This is a genomic window from Citrobacter pasteurii (assembly GCF_019047765.1).
Classification (GTDB): Bacteria; Pseudomonadota; Gammaproteobacteria; order Enterobacterales; family Enterobacteriaceae; genus Citrobacter; species Citrobacter pasteurii.
This window is the reverse complement of the sequence record NZ_CP077262.1, coordinates 1,308,402-1,330,198: the sequence shown is the minus strand read 5'-3', so window position 1 is coordinate 1,330,198 and position 21,797 is coordinate 1,308,402. Positions and strand designations below refer to the sequence as shown.

Here is a 21,797-nt window from a genome sequence, read left to right as displayed (position 1 = left end):
ACAGGCGTCGCGCCATCGGGCACATCGCCAGAGGCGGCGTAAGCGCCTTCTCCGACCTACAACTCAGCGTAATTGCTGCCCTGCTTTAAGCGTTGCGGCCACGTTTCGTGCCGTCATCCGCACATTTTCACTCGCATTATCCAGCGCCTCATCCAGCGTGCAAATGGTATAAATCACACTAAAAACAGCATCAATTCCATGCTCATGCACCACACCAACATCTGGCGTCAGGCTGCCTGCAATACCAATGACGGGCTTATTATATCGCTTTGCAACGTTCGCTACGCCTACCGGGACTTTGCCATGGATCGTCTGACTGTCAATACGCCCTTCCCCGGTCACAACCAGATCTGCATCCGCAACGCAGTCGTCGAGGTGTAACGCATCCGTCACGATCTCGATACCACGGCGTAACTGCGCGCCGCAAAACGCATACAGTGCAGCCCCCATGCCTCCGGCAGCGCCTCCACCGGCCAGATCCAGCACGTTAATGTCCAGATCGCGGGCAATCAGTTGCGCATAGTGCGTCAGCGCATTATCCAGACGGGTAATCATTTCTGGCGTTGCCCCTTTTTGTGGACCAAATACTGCAGAAGCGCCCTCTTTACCGGTCAGCGGATTCGTGACATCGCAGGCCACTTCGATACGACAGGTGGCAAGGCGTTTATCTAACGCTGAAATATCTATCCTGGTGAGCGCTTCCAGACCGATCCCGCCTTGCGCAATCTGGTTATTCTGCGCATCCAGCAATTTGGCGCCCAGTGCCTGCACCATACCGGCGCCACCATCATTAGTCGCGCTACCGCCAATCCCGATGATGATGTGTTCTACACCCGCATTCAGCGCATGGCGAATCAACTCTCCGGTCCCCCATGAGGTGGTTTTCAGCGGGTCGCGTAACCCTGCCGGAACCCGCTCTAACCCACTGGCGGCCGCCATCTCGATAAACGCTGAGCGCTCATCTCCCGATAACCCATAAAATGCCTGTACCTTACTTCCCAGGGGACCCGTAACATCAACATGCACAAGGTGGCCCGCCGTAGCGGCAACCATCGCCTCGACCGTTCCTTCACCACCATCAGCGACCGGTATCTTTACGTAATCCGCATCAGGCCAGATCTCACGAAAACCCTGCTCAATGGCAGTTGCCACCTCAAGCGCACTCAAACTCTCTTTATAAGAATCCGGTGCAATTACTATTTTCATAAGCCGTCCTTACGCATGTTGATTCTGTTAATCATACACCTGGAGATGTGCCGGTTCCTGTCAGAACCGGCATAACGCTTAGCGCACCATGCATGGGCGTTTATTATCGAAGGTCCAGTTCGGGATCAGGTACTGCATTCCCATCGCGTCATCACGCGCTCCCAGGCCATGTTGCTGGTACAGCTCGTGTGCTTTCATCACCTGGTCCATATCCAGTTCTACACCCAAACCCGGCTTCGCTGGTACCTGTACCATGCCGCCTTTAATATCGAACGGTTCTTTGGTCAGGCGTTGGTTACCTTCCTGCCAGATCCAGTGGGTATCAATGGCCGTAATTTTACCCGGCGCCGCCGCCGCCACATGAGTGAACATCGCCAGCGAAATATCAAAGTGATTGTTAGAGTGTGAACCCCAGGTGAGGCCAAACTCATGACACATCTGCGCCACGCGAACAGACCCCTGCATGGTCCAGAAATGCGGGTCAGCCAGCGGAATATCCACAGACTGCAATGACAGCGTGTGCCCCATCTGACGCCAGTCGGTAGCGATCATATTGGTCGCCGTCGGCAGGCCAGTAGCGCGGCGGAATTCCGCCATCACTTCACGCCCAGAGAAACCCTGCTCCGCGCCACACGGATCTTCAGCATAAGCCAGCGATCCTTTCAGATACTTACCGATCTTGATCGCTTCATTCAACGACCATGCACCATTGGGATCGAGCGTTACGCGAGCCTGCGGGAAACGCTTCGCCAACGCGACGATAGATTCCGCTTCCTCTTCCCCTGCCAGCACGCCACCTTTCAGTTTAAAGTCGTTGAAACCATACTTCTCATACGCAGCTTCCGCCAGGCGCACTACCGCATCCGGGGTCATAGCTTCTTCATGGCGCAGACGATACCAGTCGCACTTCTCATCCGGCTGACTCTGATACGGCAGCGGCGTCGCTTTACGGTTGCCAACGAAGAACAGATACCCCAACATTTCCACTTCGCTACGCTGCTGACCATCACCCAGCAGAGACGCGACATTCACCCCCAGATGCTGACCTAACAGATCCAACATGGCCGCTTCGATCCCAGTAACCACATGAATAGTGGTACGTAAATCAAAGGTCTGCAAACCGCGACCGCCCGCATCACGATCGGCAAAAGTATTGCGTACCGCATTCAGCACGTTTTTGTATTCACCTAACGTTTTGCCTACCACCAGCGGGATCGCATCTTCCAGCGTTTTGCGGATTTTTTCTCCGCCGGGAATTTCACCCACGCCGGTATGACCGGAATTATCTTTAATAATCACAATATTGCGCGTGAAGAACGGAGCATGTGCACCGCTCAGGTTCATCAGCATGCTGTCATGACCCGCAACCGGAATAACCTGCATAGAGGTAACCAATGGGGTAGAAAATTGTGCGCTCATAATTAAGTCCTTATCCAAAATTAGTGGCGGCCGAAAACGGGACGTTTACGGTCAAAAGTCCATCCAGGGATCAGATACTGCATTGGGCCTGCGTCATTACGCGCGCCGCCGGGCAGTCTCTTGTAGGCTTCATGAGCCTTGTTAACCTGATCCCAGTCCAGCTCTACGCCCAGTCCAGGCGCGTCAGGAACAGCAATTTTCCCGTTCTTAATCTCCAGCGGATTTTTGGTCAGACGGCAATCGCCCTCCTGCCAAATCCAGTGCGTATCGATGGCCGTCGGATTGCCCGGCGCTGCCGCACCGACGTGAGTAAACATTGCCAGCGAAATATCAAAGTGGTTATTGGAATGGCATCCCCAGGTCAGTCCCCAGTCATCGCATAACTGTGCCACGCGCACCGCGCCGGAAAGGGTCCAGAAGTGCGGATCGGCCAGCGGAATATCGACCGCATTCAGCATTACCGCGTGGCCCATTTCACGCCAGTTGGTGGCTATCATGTTGGTTGCTACCGGTAGACCGGTTGCGCGGCGGAACTCGGCCATCACTTCGCGGCCAGAAAAACCCTGTTCAGCGCCGCATGGATCTTCGGCGTAGGTCAGCACATCATTCAGGCCTTTACACAGGGAGATAGCTTCATCCAGCAGCCAGGCACCGTTTGGATCGACGGTAATACGCGCATCCGGGAAGCATTTTTTCAGCGCACGAGCGGTTTCGATTTCCTGCTCGCCAGGCAGTACACCGCCTTTGAGTTTGAAATCTTTAAAACCGTAGCGATCCTGCGAAGCCTGAGCCAGACGTACCACAGCCTCACTGTTCATCGCTTGCTGGTGACGCAGGTGATACCACTCATGGTTTCCCGGCGTACTTTCCAGATACGGCAAATCGGTTTTGCTGCGATCGCCTACGTAGAACAGATAGCCGAGTACGGTGACCGCATCGCGCTGCTTGCCCGGCCCTAACAGTTCACAGACCGGTACGTTGAGCGCCTTACCCAGCAGATCGAGCAGCGCAGCTTCCAGCGCCGCCACCGCATTGACGCGCAGTTCAAACGTCCAGGCGCCTTTGCCGAAGGTATCAAAATCGGCAGCCTGGTTGCCTTTATGCACCTGCTGAACCACTTTATTCAGGCGCGCGACCTCCTGACCCAATACCATCGGGATAGCGTCAACCAGCGTCTGATAAATCACTTCACCGCCCGGCGCTTCACCGACGCCTGTATTGCCGGCGTTATCGGTAAGGATCACGATATTGCGGGTAAACCAGGCGTTATGCGCGCCACCAATATTGAGCAGCATGCTGTCATGACCGGCCACCGGGATGACCTTCATGTCGGTAATAACGGGACTCGATTGTGTTGTCATCATTATTGTCCTGCGACAGGTTTCAGTTCGATACGTTTAATATCACCGACCAGCACCAGATAGCTCACCACCGCAATCAGCGCATGTACACCTACGTAAATCAACGCGCCGTTAAACGAGCCGGTGGTCCCTACGATGTAGCCGATAGCAATTGGCGTCACGATGCCGGAGATGTTGCCGAACATATTGAACAGACCGCCGCTCAAACCACTGATCTCTTTCGGCGCGGTATCGGCCATCACGGCCCAACCCAGGGCACCTATACCTTTACCGAAGAAGGCCAGCGCCATAAAACCGATGATCATCCACTCCACGTTGACGTAGTTACAGAACACCATCACCATCGACAACAGCATGCCCATGACGATCGGCGTTTTACGGGCGATATTCAGCGAACCGGTACGACGCATCAGCCAGTCGGAAATAATGCCGCCGAGCACACCGCCTGCGAATCCGCAAATGGCCGGGACCGAAGCCACAAACCCCGCTTTCAGAATCGACATACCGCGCGCCTGTACCAGATAGACCGGGAACCAGGTGATAAAGAAGTAGGTCAGCGCGTTAATACAGTACTGGCCGATGTAGATACCGATCATCATGCGGGAACCCAACAACTGTTTGATTTGTCCCCATTTCACGCTGAACGGAACTTTAGCTTTAGCTGCTGCCTGATCCATGTTGATCAGTGCGCCACCTTCGGCAATGTAGTCCAGCTCTTTTTGGTTGACGCCCGGATGCTGGTTCGGTTCGTGAATCACTTTCAGCCAGACAAAGCTGATGATGATCCCGAGTCCACCCATAAAGAAGAACACGTGCGACCAGCCCACTTCGTGGGTCAGCCAGCCCATGATTGGCGCGAAGATAACGGTGGCAAAGTACTGCGCAGAGTTAAAGATTGCGACCGCCGTGCCCCTCTCCTGTGCCGGGAACCATGCCGCAACTATCCGACTATTGCCGGGGAAGGAAGGTGCTTCAGCTAAACCGACAAGGAAGCGCAGGGTAAACAGCGCAACGATAATGCCGAAGCCGCTAAAGATATCGACGAAGCCCTGCAGCAGGGTAAACATGGACCAGATAAAGATGGACCAGAAATAAACACGTTTTGAACCGAAGCGGTCGAGCAACCAGCCGCCAGGGATCTGACCGATAACATAGGCCCATGAGAATGCGGAGAAGACGTACCCCATCCCGACGGCATCAAGGCCAATGTCTTTGGCCATCTCTGAGCCGGCAATGGATAAAGTGGCGCGGTCGCCGTAGTTGAAGGATGTGACGATAAACAACATCACCACTATCCAGTAGCGAGCGTTAGTGCGTTTTTCCGCGCTGCTCGCCGCCTGACTTAATGAACTCATTGTTGCACTCCTGAATCTTGGCTGTCGCCAGTTCATTCTGTACAGCACCTGTAGGGTGATCAGAATGAGAGGTTAGTGTGTGGCAGTTTTGGTACAGCTCAGGGCCGTTTTATTCTGACTCGCTGCCTTTTCGGGAACTGACGGGAAAAGTATATGAAGGAGTGGCTCTTACCCTCACCGTGCAAAAACACAACATTGCGAGGGGTGAATAAGGTTGTTTATGGCATAAGCCTAAGGGAATGGAAGATGCTTCACGAAATTGGCGTTTGAGGGGGTTTTATTGCCGGGCGGCGGCTTCGCCTGACCCGGCCTACGGTTCAAATGGGGGTTGTATGCCCGTGCGGGGGAGAGGTTATTTCAGCAAGGTTCCCCAGTTTTCTACCCAGGGGTTGGATTCGCTTTCCGGTTCAGGATGTTCGCTGGCGTCAATCAGCAACATTTCACCCACGCGCTGCGCGCTTTGCTCCTGTAACAGCGCATCAAACTGTTTGCCACCATTGCAGAAATTAACGTAGCTGCTGTCGCCCAGCGCAATTACCCCATAATGCAGATTTGGCTGGAAACCGAGATTATCTTTGATCCCCTGAAACAGCGGCACGATGCTATCGGGCAGATCGCCCTGCCCGGTCGTTGAGGTCACCACCAGGACATATTTGTCCTGATATGCCTGCCAGTCGCTGAGCTCGGGATCTTCAAACACCGTGGCTTTATGACCTTGTGCCGTCAAAATAGCCTCCGCCTCTTCAGCAACCAGCAGCGCGTTTCCATACATTGTGCCGACAAAAATTCCAATTTCCGCCATAACCGTAATCTCCTGGGACTTAAGAATCTATCTGCTCATCCTGACCTGACCGCTCGACGAACTCAACCCTTTCATTCTCAGGGAGAAGTCCACGCCAGCCAAATTGTGACAATGCTTGCATCCAGACGTCATCCAGCCCGGCGCGAATTACCAGCGGCTCACCGGTGAACGGATGCGTCAGCTCAAGCTGGCTGGCATGAAGCATTAATCGCTGACAGCCAAAATGCTCTGCGGCGCTGCGGTTTTGTCGCAAATCACCGTGCTTACTATCGCCAATAATCGGATGACGCAAATGCGCCAGGTGACGTCTGAGCTGATGTTTACGGCCGGTTTTAGGATCCAGCTCCACCAGCCCGTAACGGGTGGTTGGATAGCGACCGGTTGCCACGGGCATTTCTACCGTAGCCAGCCCGCGATAGTGGGTTACCGCAGGCTGTGGACCTTTGTCGTCACGGGCAAATTTATCGGCAATCTTGTCCAGCTCTTCCACCAACGGATAATCCAGCACGGCATCATCCATCAGCCAGCCACGCACAATCGCATGATAGCGTTTTTGGATTTGATGCTGCTCAAACTGCTGTGCCAGCCGTCGTCCGGCCTCGCTGGACAGTCCCATCAACAGCACACCGGAGGTCGGTCTGTCGAGTCGGTGGGCGGTAAAAACGTGCTGACCAATCTGGTCGCGCACCGTTTGCATTACCACCACTTTCTCATCGCGGTCGAGCCAGCTACGATGAACCAGCCAGCCCGAAGGTTTGTTGACTGCAACCAGCCATTGGTCTTGATAGAGAATTTCCAGCATCAGGCGTCATCACGGGTAAATAGCGCATCCAGATCCTGCAATGCAATCAGGATCACATCGCGCTGTGGATGATCGGCTGCCAGCGCCATTTCATAATATGGCGTAATAGCGAACGCTTCTGGAAGTGGCTGCGCATTATCAAGCAACGCATGCATGCGGGGAATCAACACCCACTGCAGCCATTCAACCGGTTCCATGGTATCCATACAAAAAGGCTGCGTGCTGGAAAACAGATGCGCTTCTGGCTCATCCATCCGCCAGTGATTATGTTCACGCAGCAGTGCTTCAAGCGCATGCAACTGCTCGCGCACACGGTCATGAGTCGTCATGAAATTAACCTCAATGATGAAAAATCTGGCGCGAAGAATAGCACCAGTAGAAAGGAAATAAAAAAAGGGAGCACTGTAAAAACAGTGCTCCCGGTTCGTTTCGCAGCATTCCAGCTACTTTTGGTGCTCCCTGCTCATCCGTGACAACTTTTCCTGTGGTCTTGCGACCTCGTTCATCCTGAACATTTGCATCCTGCTCACACCGCCCCCGATGTGAAAACTTCATCCTGAAGTGTCCCTGGCCATCCTGACCCGCCGAACATCCTGACCGGCTCTCGTTCTCCATCCTGGAGGTGTCCTTTAACGCATCCAGCGTTTTCCTCTTTGCTTCATCCTGAAACCTGTCCTTGCAGCACCGTCCTGGTGTGTCCTGCCGAAGCGTCATCATCCTGATGTTCACTTCGTTGTGCGACTCCTTGTCGACAGAGATAGAATCGCCTGTTTCGCATTGTCTTACAAGACACTTACAGACATACCTTAATGATTATTTTCGTATGAAAGTTGAAGATAAAACATTAACTAATTGAATTATAAATAGTTAACATTATATCGACCGATGAAGTCTTTACTGATCACCTGGCAATCTCCTACAGGGTTTGTAAGAGATCTCTCACACACCCAGGGCAAACTGGATTACAGAACAGGCTTAAGTTGAGTAAGAAATTCCGCAAGCGAGGCCGCCAGAACCGTTCGTTTACGGGTTCCCAGCGTTTCCTTGCAGACTTCCCCAGACAAGTTGCACACTGAAATAACATCAAGTTCATTGTCCAGTGTGGCAATAAAAAGCGTTGGAGAGAGCTTAAGTCGTTTTTGCGTAACCAGGTGGCCGATCTGGTTTTCCTGTACGCGTCTGAAGTCATCTTCAGACCAGGTTTGCAGAAGAGTCAGTTTCTCATCCGCAAATTGTGCGTGCATGTCCCCGGCAAACTGGGTGGTATAAAACGCATGAACAGCGGGTTGTACCACAATATCAAAGGCGCGTTCAACCGCGTTTACATTCGGCTCGCCCACAAAAGGCTGCGGTTGCCAGTACACCGCATCGTTCGTGGAGGAGATGATGCACGGAGACGGTACGCCATACAGCTCTTCACTCAGAGGCCAGCTGCCGTTTTTTTCATGCCATGCATCGCAATAACGCGTCGTAAAGGCTGTCAACGCCTGTGCTGTCAATTCGTCCACTGATTTCTCTCTTCACAAAAGCCAGGATACACTTGTCGCATAGTGTATCTGGTTTATGACGGTGAAACATGTCTTCTTATGAAAATCATCGGGCGCTTGACAGCCTGACTCTCGGAAAATCAACGGATTACCGGGATATTTACGACGCCAGCCTGCTGCAGGGTGTTCCGCGCAGCCTGAACCGCGACCCGCTGGATCTAAAGGCCGATAATCTGCCTTTTCACGGCGCGGATATCTGGACGCTGTATGAACTATCATGGCTGAATGCCAACGGCTTACCGCAGGTTGCGGTCGGCCATGTGGAGCTGGATTACACCAGCGTTAATTTGATTGAATCAAAAAGTTTTAAGCTGTATCTGAACAGTTTTAATCAGACGCGTTTTGACTCATGGGAACACGTCCGTCAGACGCTGGAACACGATCTACGCGCCTGCGCGCAAGGTGATGTCAGCGTAGCGCTTTATCGTCTTGACGAACAGGAAGGGCAGCCGATAGCCCACTTCAATGGCACCTGTATCGACAATCAGGATATCGTCATTGATAACTACCAGTTCAGCACCGACTATCTGGAAAACGCCGTGAGCGGCGACAAAGCAGTAGAAGAGACACTGGTCAGCCATCTGCTGAAATCCAACTGCCTGATCACCCACCAGCCTGACTGGGGTTCCATACAAATTCAGTATCGCGGTCGCAAAATCGACAGGGAAAAGTTGCTGCGCTATCTGGTCTCCTTCCGCCACCACAATGAATTTCACGAGCAGTGTGTGGAACGCATTTTCAATGACCTACTGCGTTTCTGTCAGCCGGAGAAACTGAGCGTATACGCACGCTATACGCGGCGCGGCGGCCTCGATATCAACCCATGGCGCACCAACACAGATTTCACCCCCGCAACAGGCAGACTGGTGCGTCAGTAATCTTTTTTCTCAATTTTGCGTGTCGGATTCCGCGCGCAAGGTTGTGAAAGGTCATAAGCCAGGGCTATTGTAATCAGTAGAGGATGATATCTCTCGTCCCGTAAGGAGTTTACTTGATTACACATATTAGCCCGCTTGGCTCAATGGACATGTTGTCGCAGCTGGAAGTCGATATGCTTAAACGCACGGCCAGCAGCGACCTGTATCAACTGTTTCGTAACTGTTCGCTTGCCGTTCTGAACTCCGGCAGTTTGACAGACAACAGCAAAGAGCTGTTGTCTCGTTTTGAAAGTTTCGACATTAACGTGCTGCGCCGTGAACGCGGTGTGAAGCTGGAACTGATCAACCCACCTGAAGACGCGTTTGTCGATGGGCGCATAATTCGCGCGCTGCAGGCCAACCTGTTTGCCGTACTGCGCGACATTCTTTTCGTCAATGGTCAGATCCATAACGCAGGTCGTTTTCAGCATCTGGATCTCGAAAGCTCGGTTCACATCACCAACCTGGTCTTCTCCATTCTGCGTAACGCCCGGGCACTTCACGTCGGTGAAGCGCCGAACATGGTCGTCTGCTGGGGCGGTCACTCCATCAACGAGAACGAATACTTGTATGCGCGTCGCGTGGGCACTCAGTTAGGTCTGCGTGAACTGAACATCTGCACCGGGTGTGGTCCGGGCGCGATGGAAGCTCCAATGAAAGGCGCCGCGGTCGGCCACGCTCAGCAGCGCTACAAAGACAGCCGCTTTATCGGTATGACCGAGCCGTCAATTATCGCGGCGGAACCACCAAACCCGCTGGTTAACGAACTGATCATCATGCCGGACATTGAAAAACGTCTGGAAGCGTTCGTGCGTATCGCTCACGGCATTATCATCTTCCCGGGCGGCGTAGGGACAGCAGAAGAGCTATTGTATCTGCTGGGTATCCTGATGAATCCGGCGAACAAAGATCAGGTTCTGCCATTGATCCTGACCGGGCCAAAAGAGAGCGCAGATTACTTCCGCGTGCTGGACGAATTTATCGTGCACACGCTGGGAGAAGAGGCGCGCCGTCACTATCGCATTATCATTGACGATGCAGCGGAAGTCGCTCGTCTGATGAAAAAAGCGATGCCGCTGGTGAAAGAGAACCGCCGGGACACTGGTGATGCCTACAGCTTTAACTGGTCAATTCGTATCGCGCCTGATTTGCAGATGCCGTTCGAACCGTCCCACGAAAACATGGCGAATCTGAAACTGTATCCAGACCAGCCTGTTGAAGTGCTGGCTGCAGACCTGCGTCGCGCATTCTCCGGTATTGTCGCGGGGAACGTGAAAGAAGTCGGCATTCGCGCCATTGAAGAGTTTGGCCCGTACAAAATCCACGGCGACCCTGAGATGATGCGCCGCATGGACGATCTCCTGCAGGGCTTTGTTGCACAACATCGTATGAAGTTGCCGGGCACTGCGTATATCCCGTGTTACGAGATCTGCGCATAACCTTCAACACCGGGTAGCTGATGCTACCTCGGTGACAGTTTTGTCCATATCAAAGCCGGATTTGGCACATCAGCCAACCGGCTTTTTTAGTGATACCAGTCACATAGCTCACGCAATAACATAAATATCAATTATCTTTCGTCTGACAAGCCCCGAAACGCAAACGATTACCCTCCAAAGGAAACCGTGATTTATCACCGCAAATTATAATTAGTCACCAGAATTCACTAAAAACAACAGTTTTTATAGCGCAACCCTCGTATCTTCGCGCCCTGCCTTTCATGCCATATGTCGTTAATGTTAGCCTTCACGCCCGTAAATTCGCTTTGACTATTTTTTAACAGATTAATGGTCCAAATTTATCCACATAAAAGGTGGATTATTGCATTTGAGATCGCGATCACTGATACATTCATTACTTAAATGTATCTTTCCGCCCGAAAATTATTACGGCGAAAAATTATATAAAAATCGCTAAACGAATTTCGTTTTACAGTCGGGTATTTTTTCATTGGATTGAACCCAAACCCGACTTTTTAAGCTTCCTCCAGGAGAAACAGATGGAAAACACGCAAACCAGCACTATCGTTACGGGCCAGACCCGCAGCGCATGGCGCAAGACAGACACCATGTGGATGCTGGGCCTTTACGGCACGGCGATTGGCGCAGGTGTATTATTCCTGCCAATTAACGCAGGCGTTGGCGGGATGATCCCGCTGATCATCATGGCCATTCTTGCCTTCCCAATGACCTTCTTTGCTCACCGTGGTCTGACCCGCTTCGTGTTGTCCGGTAAAAATCCGGGTGAAGACATCACTGAAGTTGTAGAAGAGCACTTTGGCGTTGGCGCAGGTAAACTGATTACCCTGCTCTACTTCTTCGCTATCTACCCGATTCTGTTGGTTTACAGCGTAGCAATCACCAATACCGTTGAAAGCTTCCTGACCCACCAGCTGGCGATTACGCCGCCGCCGCGCGCAATTCTGTCTCTGATCCTGATTGTTGGCATGATGACCATCGTGCGTTTCGGCGAGCAGATGATCGTGAAGGCGATGAGCATCCTGGTATTCCCGTTCGTTGCGGCTCTGATGCTGCTGGCGCTGTACCTGATCCCTCAGTGGAGCGGTGCGATTCTGGAAACCCTGTCCTTTGATTCTGCGGCAACCACCGGCAACGGCCTGCTGCTGACCCTGTGGCTGGCAATTCCGGTTATGGTGTTCTCCTTCAACCACTCCCCGATCATCTCCTCCTTCGCCGTGGCGAAGCGTGAAGAGTACGGTGATGAAGCAGAGAAGAAATGCTCCAAGATTCTGGCATTCGCTCACATCATGATGGTACTGACCGTTATGTTCTTCGTCTTCAGCTGCGTATTCAGCCTGACTCCGGCAGATCTGGCTGCAGCGAAAGAGCAGAACATCTCTATCCTGTCTTACCTGGCAAACCACTTTAACGCACCGATTATTGCCTGGATGGCACCGATCATCGCGATTATTGCTATCACCAAATCCTTCCTCGGCCACTACCTGGGCGCGCGTGAAGGTTTCAACGGTATGGTAATTAAGTCTCTGCGTGGCAAAGGCAAGTCCATCGAAATCAATAAACTGAACAAAATCACTGCACTGTTCATGCTGGTAACCACCTGGATTGTGGCGACGCTGAACCCGAGCATCCTCGGTATGATTGAAACCCTGGGTGGCCCGATCATCGCGATGATTCTGTTCCTGATGCCGATGTATGCGATTCAGAAAGTACCGGCAATGCGTAAATACAGCGGCCATATCAGCAACGTGTTCGTTGTGATTATGGGCCTGATCGCTATCTCCGCTATTTTCTACTCTCTGTTCAGTTAATTCCCTTGCGCCGCTCTTCGGGGCGGCGCACCTCGATACACAATGGACGCCTCATGATTAGCGTATTCGATATTTTCAAAATCGGCATTGGCCCTTCCAGCTCCCATACTGTTGGCCCGATGAAAGCAGGCAAACAATTCACGGATGACCTGATTGCACGCGGAATTCTCACTGACGTAACCCGCGTAGTGGTTGATGTCTATGGCTCTCTGTCCCTGACCGGGAAAGGTCACCATACCGACATCGCGATTATTATGGGCCTGGCGGGTAATCTGCCGGATACCGTAGACATTGATGCTATCCCGGCCTTTATCCAGGATGTGAATACCCATGGACGTTTGCTGCTGGCAGACGGTCAACATGAGGTCGAATTCCCGGTTGATAAGTGCATGAATTTCCATACGGATAATCTGTCACTGCATGAAAACGGGATGCGTATTACCGCGCTGGCAGGCGAAAAAGCCATTTACAGCCAGACGTACTATTCCATCGGCGGTGGATTTATCGTTGATGAAGAACACTTTGGTTTACCGAATAACAATCCGGTAAACGTGCCGTATCCGTATAAATCCGCAGCCGATTTGCAACGACACTGTCAGGAAACCGGCCTGTCACTTTCCGGCCTGATGATGCAGAACGAGCTAGCCCTGCACAGCAAAGAAGAGCTGGAACAGCACTTTGCAAACGTCTGGGAAGTGATGCGTAGTGGAATTGAACGCGGTATCACCACCGAAGGTGTATTGCCGGGCAAACTGCGCGTTCCGCGTCGTGCGGCAGCACTGCGTCGCATGCTGGTTAGCAGTGACAAAACCACGACTGACCCGATGGCAGTTGTAGACTGGATCAACATGTTTGCGCTGGCCGTGAACGAAGAGAACGCTGCCGGTGGACGTGTAGTTACCGCCCCGACGAACGGCGCATGCGGGATTGTTCCTGCAGTGCTGGCGTACTATGACAAGTTTATCCGCGAAGTGAACGCTAACTCACTGGCACGCTATATGCTGGTCGCGAGCGCCATCGGTTCCCTGTACAAGATGAATGCCTCAATTTCGGGTGCTGAAGTCGGCTGCCAGGGTGAAGTCGGCGTGGCGTGTTCTATGGCGGCAGCGGGTCTGGCAGAGCTGCTGGGCGGTAGCCCGACGCAGGTATGTATCGCCGCAGAAATCGGTATGGAACACAACCTTGGTCTGACCTGCGATCCAGTTGCCGGACAAGTTCAGGTTCCGTGCATTGAGCGTAACGCTATTGCATCGGTGAAAGCGGTTAACGCTGCTCGTATGGCGCTGCGCCGTACCAGCGAGCCTCGTGTATGCCTCGATAAAGTCATCGAGACCATGTACGAGACAGGTAAAGATATGAACGCCAAATACCGCGAAACCTCGCGTGGCGGTCTGGCGATGAAGATCGTTACCTGCGATTAATTCTCAGCACATTTTAGGATCTGTAGGCCGGATAAGGCGCTCGCTGCCATCCGGCTTTTATTGCCTGATGGCGCTTCGCTTATCAGACCTACGGATAGCGCTATTTCGCAATGCTCGCCTCCCCCCACTGTGAATGTTACCCTACAGCCTGATTTATCAGGGAGAACACCGTGGCCGTCCATCTGCTCATTGTCGATGCACTCAATCTCATTCGTCGCATTCACGCCGTCCAGGGGTCACCCTGCGTTGAGACATGCCAGCACGCACTCGATCAGCTGATTGTTCACGGCCAACCCACGCACGCCGTGGCGGTATTCGATGATGAGGCACGTAACAGCGGTTGGCGTCACCAACGGCTGCCTGACTACAAAGCAGGTCGCCCACCGATGCCCGACGAATTGCATCACGAAATGCCCGCCCTACGCGCCGCTTTTGAACAACACGGCGTCTGTTGTTGGGTCTCGAGCGGGAATGAAGCCGATGATTTAGCCGCAACGCTGGCGGTGAAAGTCATCCAGGCGGGACATCAGGCCACCATCGTTTCGACAGATAAAGGTTATTGCCAACTGCTCTCCCCAACATTACGCATTCGCGACTATTTCCAGAAGCGCTGGCTGGACGCGCCGTTCATTGAGAAAGAATTTGGCGTAATGCCTCAGCAGTTGCCAGATTATTGGGGACTGGCCGGGATCAGCAGCTCAAAAGTGCCGGGCGTTGCAGGTATTGGTCCCAAGAGCGCAACACAGCTACTCGTGCAGTTTCAGCATCTGGAAGGGATTTACGCACATCTGGAAGATGTGCCGGAAAAGTGGCGTAAGAAACTCGAAATACATAAAGAGATGGCGTTTCTGTGCCGTGATATCGCGCGGCTGCAAACGGACTTACATATTGACGGAAATCTCCAGCAGCTTCGGCTGGCACGGTAGTCTTATTGCCGGATGGCGCTGCGCCTATCCGGCCTACGCATCGTACCCTCCTGTAGGCCGGATAAACGTCAGGTGATTACCAGGCGGTGTGGTACAGCTCGACAATATCGGCAATGCTTGCTTCACGCGGATTACCGCCAGTGCAAACATCGTCAAATGCCGCCTGCGCCAGCGCAGGAATATCTTCCTTACGTACCCCCACATCACGTAAGTGCGGCGGGATCCCCACATCTCGGTTAAGCGCAAACACAGCATCTACCGCGGCCTTACGCGCCTCTTCCAGCGTCAAACCTTCCACTTTCACCCCCATAACCCGGGCGATATCGCGGAATTTCTCTCCGGTGAATTCGGCGTTGTAGTGCATCACGTGCGGTAACAAAATGGCATTGGCGACGCCGTGCGGAGTGTTATAAAAGGCCCCTAGCGGGTGCGCCATCCCATGCACGAGTCCTAGACCGACGTTTGAAAATCCCATCCCGGCAACGTACTGACCAAGCGCCATTGCCTCACCGGACTGGCTGTCACCATTAACAGAGCCGCGCAGCGCCCCGGCAATGATCTCAATGGCTTTGATGTGCAACGCGTCAGTGAGTGCCCACGCCGCCCGCGTAATATAACCTTCAATAGCATGGGTCAACGCATCGACCCCGGTCGCCGCTTTTAACGCGGCAGGCATACCGTCCATCATATCGGCATCAATAAACGCCACCTGCGGGATGTCATGCGGATCGACGCAGACAAATTTACGCCGATTTTCTTCGTCCGTGATCACGTAGTTAATGGTCACTTCCGCCGCCGTCCCTGCCGTCGTAGGGATAGCCATCACCGGTACGCTCGCAGCACGTGTTGGCGATAACCCTTCAAGGCTGCGTACATCGGCAAACTCAGGATTATTGTGGATAATGCCAATCGCTTTGCAGGTATCCTGTGGGGAGCCGCCGCCTATAGCTATCAGATAATCAGCACCACTTTGCTGAAAGACTCCCAATCCCTCCTTCACCACTGCAATTGTAGGATTTGGGATCACGCCGGAATAGATTTCCCACGGCAAACCGGCGGCATCCATACGGGATGTCACCTTATCGACAACGCCGCACTGTACCAGGTTTGCATCGGTGACAATCAAAGCCTTGCGATAACCCCGACGGATAACCTCATCCGTTAATGCCCCAACAGCTCCCCGGCCAAACCATGCCGTTTCATTCAGAATCATTCTGTTCGCCATCGTATTTCTCCTTTTCGCTATGCGAAATTACTCTTCAATTCGTAATCCGTAAGATTTGAATTTCTCCAGCACAATGGCGATCTCTTCGTCATCCAGCACAGGCACCGGGTCGACAATCGCCAGGGTGCTCAGATAAAGGCGGGCCAGGACTTCTACTTCATGCGCCAGCCATAGTGCTTTTTCCAGATTCGCTTCACAGGCAATCAACCCGTGGTGCTGCAACAACGTTGCCTTACGGCTTTTCAACGCGACGCTCACATGCTCTGACAGCTCTCGTGTACCAAACGTCGCATACGGCGCACACGGGATAGAGTTCCCCCCAGCCGCGGCAATCATGTAATGGATTGCCGGAATAGGACGGTTCAGAATCGACACGGCGGTGCAATGAATCGCATGGTTATGAACGACTGCATTGGCATCCGGGCGCGTCTGATAAGCCGCCAGGTGAAAACGCCATTCACTGGAAGGTAATTGTCCTTTATCATATTTGCCGTCGTTATCTACGAACACGATCATGTTTTCAGTGAGTCTTTCGTAAGTGATACCGCTGGGTGTGATCAGCATTCCATTTTCATAGCGCGCACTTACATTTCCTGCAGTCCCCTGATTCAACCCAAGCCGGGTCATTTCAAGGCAGGTTTCGATGATTTCACGTGATAAACGCATTCTTTCCATAATGATTCTCCGGGTACAGTTGCCCCTCGTCTTTATTGCGAAAAAATGCAGCCGCAGAGTAAGACGGGTCAGGTTTCAGGTATGAGCAGCCACTGAACATATTTATTCAGATTCAGTTGGCCGATTTAGTTAGTGCGACGAATTATTGTTGTCTTACACGCTTAATTAGTTTCATCTCAACTTTTACAGTTTCTTTAATTGGCTGGTCATCAATAGCACTCATCATCATAGCGAAGGCTTTTTCCGCCCAGACATTTTCATCCTGCTGCATTGACCAGACATTATTCGCGAGGAATCCCAGCATGGGATGTTCATCAAATGTCCCGATATTAATATCCGGTGGGATCACACCAAAACGATTGCGAATAGCAACAACGGCACCTTCCAGCACAGGTAATGATGAGGCAATAAACGCCTGCGGACAGCCCTGTTCGTTGATCAATTTATCCATCAACCGATAACCACCCTCCGGCGTATTATCCGGACCTTCACGCACCCAGTCACGATGAGAAATCCCATTATTGTTCAATGCGTTAAGATAACCTTTTAAACGATCGCCAATACTGGGCAATCCGGTATCCCCGACTAAAAACCAGATCGGAGATTTGCCTGCATCAAACAAACTTTGCGTCAGCTTTTCACCGCCTAAAATGTTATGACTTTCAACCAGCGCGTTATCGGTATACTTAAAATCCCTGTCGAGTAGCACCATCGGTTTTCTGACCTGACGCAAATGGTGTTGCTGATTCTCTAATGTTGAGGGAACAATAAAAAGACCGTCAACATTACGAGCTATTAACGCTTTCGTTAATTTGTTTTCATAATCAACATCATCGTAGGTACAACTAATCGTTAATTGATATCCAGAACGACGGCAACGTTGTTCAAGTTTCTCGGCCAGTGTGGCAAAAAAGACGTTAGATATATTGGGTACAATCAGCCCCAACGTATCTGTTTTATTCAGTTTCAGGCTGCGGGCTGAATGGTTTATGACATAACCATACCGTTCAACGTATTCATTAATACGCGTTTGGGTTTTGACACTGATACGATATTGCTCAGCCTTCCCGTTCAGCACCAGTCGCACGGTCGTCACCGATAAATTCAGATCGCTGGCTATCTGTTCTACTGTTTTAGCCATTTATATGTCCCAGTTCACATCCAAAAACGTCAATTCTCAATCATAAAAGTATTTTAAACTTTTGTCTTACTGCATAACCTGGTTAAGCGCTTGCTGTTGATCCCACATCATCAGATATACCTGGTATTTACGGTCATAGAAGTCCTGTCGTGCCGGATTCGCTTTAATCACCCCGCCTGGACGAACCATCGCCCGGCAGGCGGAGGGAACATCTGCCCACACCCCGCAGGCTACCGCACCGGTGATAGCCGCACCTAACGTCACCGCATCTTCTTCCTGGATAAGATGAATATCGCATCCGGTGGCGTCTGCATACTCTCGCAACCACAGTGGATTATGTGTTGCACCACCGCACAGCGTCAGTCGAGAAATGGTATGACCGTTGTCGCGCATCACTTCCATAATGTGTCGGGTACCGCAGGCAATCGCCTGTAATGTCGCCAGATACAGACGAGCAATCTGCTTCTCGCCTCGTTCAAGCGTCAAACCACAAACGCTGCCCCGGGCATCGGGTCGCGCACGCGGGGAACGGTTACCATGATGATCGGCCAGGACATGCAGATAACGACCAGGCTCTGACTCCTGCGCTTCCAATGCAGCCACCCATTCATTAACTAACGCTATCGGATGGCAACCCCGCGCCTCAGCCTGGTGATACAACTCAGCGCTGGCACCCGACTCCTGAAGCGTCCAGTCAACCAGCGCCCCAGCCGCGCTTTGCCCCCCTTCCGTCAGCCAGTAGCCAGGCAGCATGGCAGACCAGTACGGCCCCCATACACCCGGTGTATGAATCTCCTGCTCGCTGCACAACATATGGCAATTTGATGTTCCGCTGATCAACGCCAATGTTCCCGCAGGCTCGACACCGGCAAGCGCCACACCACCCGCATGCGCATCAATCATGCCACTGGCAACTACCACCGCTGTCGTCAGTCCCAGCGCCTGTGCCGCATCGGGGCTGAGCGTCCCAACGGCCGCGCCTGGGGGCAGGATCCGCGACGGAATTTTGTTCAGTAAATCAGTTAATTCAACCGCATCCAGCAGGGAGTGGCTAAAGCGTTGCTCATGTGCCAGATAGTTCCATTTACAGGTTAAAGTACACAGACCAGCAACATCACGAGCGGTGGCTTTCCAGACCAAAAAATCCGCCAGGTCGTAGAAGCGGTGTGCACTCTGCCAGGTCGCGGGGAAATGTTTTTTTAGCCACAACACTTTGGGTAGTTCCATTTCGACACTGACTTCACCACCGACATAACGCAACGCCGGATCCTGCGTAGCGTTGATACGCAGTGTCTCCTGCACCGCACGATGATCCATCCACATGATGATGTTGTGGTCTGACGGTTCACCAGGTGAAACCGCCAGACCCTGCCCCTGTTCATCCAGAGCCACTAACGAACAGGTGGCATCAAACCCCAACGAGCGGATCTCCTCAACGCCAACCCCGGCTGACGACACAGCCTCCTTCACGGCATGGCAAACCTGCTGCCAGATTTCGGCAGATGACTGCTCTACCCGCTCGGGTCCTGGTCGAAACTGCGAGATAGGGAATGTCGCAAAAGCCAGCCGTTTGCCACTGGCATCAAAAACACCAGCCCTGACACTGGCAGAACCGACATCCACTCCGAGGAAATATCCACTGCTCATAGTAGCTCCCTGACGCTGGCTAATAATGGGGCGAATGTACCGTCCCCGCGGTCTTATTTTTTACCGAATGGGTGCAACAGCTTGTCGATTTCCGGTGTATCAATGTTCTGCGCACTGACAAACTTCACCGGAATATCAATTTCTTTCGGCACAGACTGACCCGATACCGCTGCATTCAGCGTCTTGATGCCCTGATAGCCAATCTGATAAGCGTCCTGCACGACAAAGCCCTGAATAACCCCAGACTTCAGGAAGGCAATGATTGCCTCAGTGCTATCAAAACCAATCACCTTCACTTTGCCTTTCAGGTTCTGACTATCAATAGCGTTTGCTACGCCCAGCGTTGAACCTTCATTAGTGCCATAAATCCCCGCAATATCGGGGTTGGCCTGGATCATATCGATGGTTTTATCCATCGCTTTTTGCGGATCGCCATCACTGTACTGAACCGGCAATACTTTGATATCCGGATATTTTTCCTTCATGCGGGCAATAAACCCTTCCGAACGCTCAATCGCTGAGGAGGTCCCCGCCACGTGCGCAATAATGCCGACTTTCCCTTTGCTACCCACTTGTGCAGCGAGAGCATCTGCCGCTTCAGCCCCTGCTTTACGGTTATTCGTTGCCACAAAGCTGACAGGAATGTCAGAATTTACGCCTGAGTCAAACGTCACCACCTTGATGCCGCGTGAATTCGCTGTTTCCACTAATGGCGCAAGCGCATTGGCGTCCAATGCCGCCAACAGCAATCCATTAGGTTTTTGCGCCATTGCGTTTTCAACCAACTGAATCTGCTCGGCAATCTGAGTTTCATCGGCAGGCCCAACATAGCTGGTCTTATCGCCCAACTCTTTCGCTGCCGCTTCGGTACCCATTTTTACGGTCTGCCAGAATTCATGCTGGAAGCCTTTACTGACCACAGGAAGGTTCATATCTTTAGCCAGTGCGCTGGATGTCATGCAGGCCAGCAGGGATAACGCATAGACAAAATTCCTGGTTCTCATTGTTTTACTCCGTTCTGAGTGAGTCACCCTAAACGTCAGGGTTATGTTGTCCCGTGACTTCCGGGTGCGTAAATCAACGAATTTTTTTGCGTAAAGTATCGAGATAAACCGCGGCGATAACGACTACGCCCATGGCCACCATTTGCCAGAACTGCGAGACGCCCATCAGGTTCAGACCATTTTTCAACACGCTCATAATGAATGCGCCGATAATGGTGCCGCCAATAGTGCCAATCCCCCCCATCAGGCTGGTACCGCCAATGACCACCGCTGCAATGGCTTCCAGTTCATAGCCCACGCCGACGGTTGGCTGGCCCGAGTTCAAACGAGAGGCCAGAATGACCCCGGCAATCCCGGTCAGCAGACCACAAAATGCGTAGACGAAAATTTTCACGCGCTGGACTTTAATCCCGGAAAGATGCGCAGCAACCTCATTACTGCCCACGGCATAGACATAGCGACCAATCACCGTTTTCTTGAGGATATAGGCGGCGATCAGTGCGACAACCACGAGGTAGAAAACGGGGTAAGGCAGCACATCGAACAAGCGTCCCTGTGCCAGCATCTTGAAGGTGGGATAATCAGCAAAGTAAATTGCCCGGCCGTCAGTCATTACCATATTGATGCCTCTGACGGACATCATCAGACCCAGGGTGGCAATAAAGGGCGGAATAGTCATTTTAGTGACCAGCAAGCCATTGATATAGCCGCATAATCCACCCGCCAGCACACCCGCCAAAATACATACGGGCAGAGGTAATCCCAGCGTGGCGCTGATACCTACCGCAACACCAGAAAAGGCCACTACCGAGCCAAGAGAAAGGTCGATTCCTGAAGTGATAATGACGAAGGTAACGCCAATCGCCATGATGCCAATCACCGAGGTTTGCAGGGCAATTGTCATAATGTTTTCAGTGTTAAAGAAGAAAGGTGATCCAAAACTAAAAAATATCACCAGAATAATCAGACTCAAAAGCGGCGCCAGGCGCATTAAAAGCTCTTTGTTAATTTTTATTTTCTTATTATTGCTGTCTGAAGAGGTTACAGAGATAGTCATAAA

The 21,797-nt window shown here is 52.3% G+C and carries 19 protein-coding genes; 5 read left to right on the top strand and 14 right to left on the bottom strand.

Annotated features, from left to right (window positions below; all coding sequences use genetic code 11):
- Positions 1-63: 63 nt before the first annotated feature.
- The 8 genes from I6L54_RS06475 to syd all read right to left on the bottom strand — a co-directional run bounded on the left by I6L54_RS06475 (position 64) and on the right by syd (position 8,453).
- Entirely contained in the window at positions 64-1,206 is a 1,143-nt protein-coding gene (locus tag I6L54_RS06475; protein WP_005130920.1) for a glycerate kinase, read from the bottom strand.
- 78 nt (positions 1,207-1,284) lie between these two features.
- A complete protein-coding gene (gudD, locus tag I6L54_RS06470) occupies positions 1,285-2,625 on the bottom strand; it encodes a glucarate dehydratase (RefSeq protein WP_040232200.1) in 1,341 nt (446 codons plus the stop codon).
- Between the two features lie 20 nt (positions 2,626-2,645).
- A complete protein-coding gene (locus tag I6L54_RS06465; RefSeq protein ID WP_040232199.1) occupies positions 2,646-3,986 on the bottom strand; it encodes an enolase C-terminal domain-like protein in 1,341 nt (446 codons plus the stop codon).
- Positions 3,987-3,988: 2 nt separating this feature from the next.
- The gene (gene gudP / locus I6L54_RS06460) at positions 3,989-5,341 is read right to left on the bottom strand and encodes a galactarate/glucarate/glycerate transporter GudP (RefSeq protein ID WP_040232198.1); all 1,353 of its coding nucleotides are present in this window, start codon (positions 5,339-5,341) and stop codon (positions 3,989-3,991) included.
- A 352-nt stretch (positions 5,342-5,693) separates the two neighbouring features.
- Positions 5,694-6,143 carry a flavodoxin gene (locus I6L54_RS06455; protein ID WP_003034096.1) on the bottom strand — a complete coding sequence of 150 codons (450 nt, stop codon included), beginning with the start codon at positions 6,141-6,143 and terminating at the stop codon, positions 5,694-5,696.
- Between the two features lie 19 nt (positions 6,144-6,162).
- On the bottom strand, positions 6,163-6,945 hold the full coding sequence (truC, locus tag I6L54_RS06450) for a tRNA pseudouridine(65) synthase TruC (protein ID WP_040232197.1): 783 nt from the start codon (positions 6,943-6,945) through the stop codon (positions 6,163-6,165).
- A complete protein-coding gene (locus tag I6L54_RS06445; protein WP_005130936.1) occupies positions 6,945-7,274 on the bottom strand; it encodes a YqcC family protein in 330 nt (109 codons plus the stop codon). The genes truC and I6L54_RS06445 overlap by 1 nt, the downstream gene beginning before the upstream one ends.
- Before the next feature lie 633 nt (positions 7,275-7,907).
- Positions 7,908-8,453: a SecY-interacting protein gene (gene syd / locus I6L54_RS06440; RefSeq protein ID WP_005130939.1), complete on the bottom strand. Its 546-nt coding sequence runs from the start codon at positions 8,451-8,453 to the stop codon at positions 7,908-7,910.
- A gap of 68 nt (positions 8,454-8,521) precedes the next feature.
- On the opposite strand from syd, the gene queF reads away from it, so the two are divergent.
- From queF to xni, 5 genes are all read left to right on the top strand, one after another.
- Positions 8,522-9,370, top strand: coding sequence for an NADPH-dependent 7-cyano-7-deazaguanine reductase QueF (queF, locus tag I6L54_RS06435; protein WP_005130940.1), 849 nt, complete (start codon positions 8,522-8,524; stop codon positions 9,368-9,370).
- A 113-nt stretch (positions 9,371-9,483) separates the two neighbouring features.
- Positions 9,484-10,848, top strand: coding sequence for a nucleotide 5'-monophosphate nucleosidase PpnN (gene ppnN / locus I6L54_RS06430; protein WP_005130941.1), 1,365 nt, complete (start codon positions 9,484-9,486; stop codon positions 10,846-10,848).
- 560 nt (positions 10,849-11,408) lie between these two features.
- The gene (locus I6L54_RS06425; protein WP_005130942.1) at positions 11,409-12,698 is read left to right on the top strand and encodes an HAAAP family serine/threonine permease; all 1,290 of its coding nucleotides are present in this window, start codon (positions 11,409-11,411) and stop codon (positions 12,696-12,698) included.
- 53 nt (positions 12,699-12,751) lie between these two features.
- Positions 12,752-14,119 (top strand): L-serine ammonia-lyase, encoded by a 1,368-nt coding sequence (locus I6L54_RS06420; RefSeq protein WP_005130943.1) that lies wholly within the window; start codon positions 12,752-12,754, stop codon positions 14,117-14,119.
- A gap of 170 nt (positions 14,120-14,289) precedes the next feature.
- On the top strand, positions 14,290-15,045 hold the full coding sequence (gene xni / locus I6L54_RS06415; RefSeq protein ID WP_005130944.1) for a flap endonuclease Xni: 756 nt from the start codon (positions 14,290-14,292) through the stop codon (positions 15,043-15,045).
- Between the two features lie 76 nt (positions 15,046-15,121).
- On the opposite strand, the gene fucO is transcribed toward xni, so the two are convergent.
- The 6 genes from fucO to I6L54_RS06385 form a co-directional block, all read right to left on the bottom strand.
- On the bottom strand, positions 15,122-16,270 hold the full coding sequence (fucO, locus tag I6L54_RS06410) for a lactaldehyde reductase (protein WP_005130945.1): 1,149 nt from the start codon (positions 16,268-16,270) through the stop codon (positions 15,122-15,124).
- 27 nt (positions 16,271-16,297) lie between these two features.
- Positions 16,298-16,945 carry an L-fuculose-phosphate aldolase gene (fucA, locus tag I6L54_RS06405; protein WP_040232194.1) on the bottom strand — a complete coding sequence of 216 codons (648 nt, stop codon included), beginning with the start codon at positions 16,943-16,945 and terminating at the stop codon, positions 16,298-16,300.
- 142 nt (positions 16,946-17,087) lie between these two features.
- Positions 17,088-18,086, bottom strand: coding sequence for a LacI family DNA-binding transcriptional regulator (locus I6L54_RS06400; protein WP_005130949.1), 999 nt, complete (start codon positions 18,084-18,086; stop codon positions 17,088-17,090).
- Between the two features lie 66 nt (positions 18,087-18,152).
- Positions 18,153-19,733: an FGGY-family carbohydrate kinase gene (locus tag I6L54_RS06395; protein ID WP_040232193.1), complete on the bottom strand. Its 1,581-nt coding sequence runs from the start codon at positions 19,731-19,733 to the stop codon at positions 18,153-18,155.
- A gap of 53 nt (positions 19,734-19,786) precedes the next feature.
- Positions 19,787-20,737: an ABC transporter substrate-binding protein gene (locus tag I6L54_RS06390; RefSeq protein WP_005130953.1), complete on the bottom strand. Its 951-nt coding sequence runs from the start codon at positions 20,735-20,737 to the stop codon at positions 19,787-19,789.
- Between the two features lie 73 nt (positions 20,738-20,810).
- Positions 20,811-21,794, bottom strand: a complete 984-nt coding sequence (locus I6L54_RS06385) for an ABC transporter permease (RefSeq protein ID WP_003034055.1) — start codon at positions 21,792-21,794, stop codon at positions 20,811-20,813.
- Between the last annotated feature and the right edge of the window lie 3 nt (positions 21,795-21,797).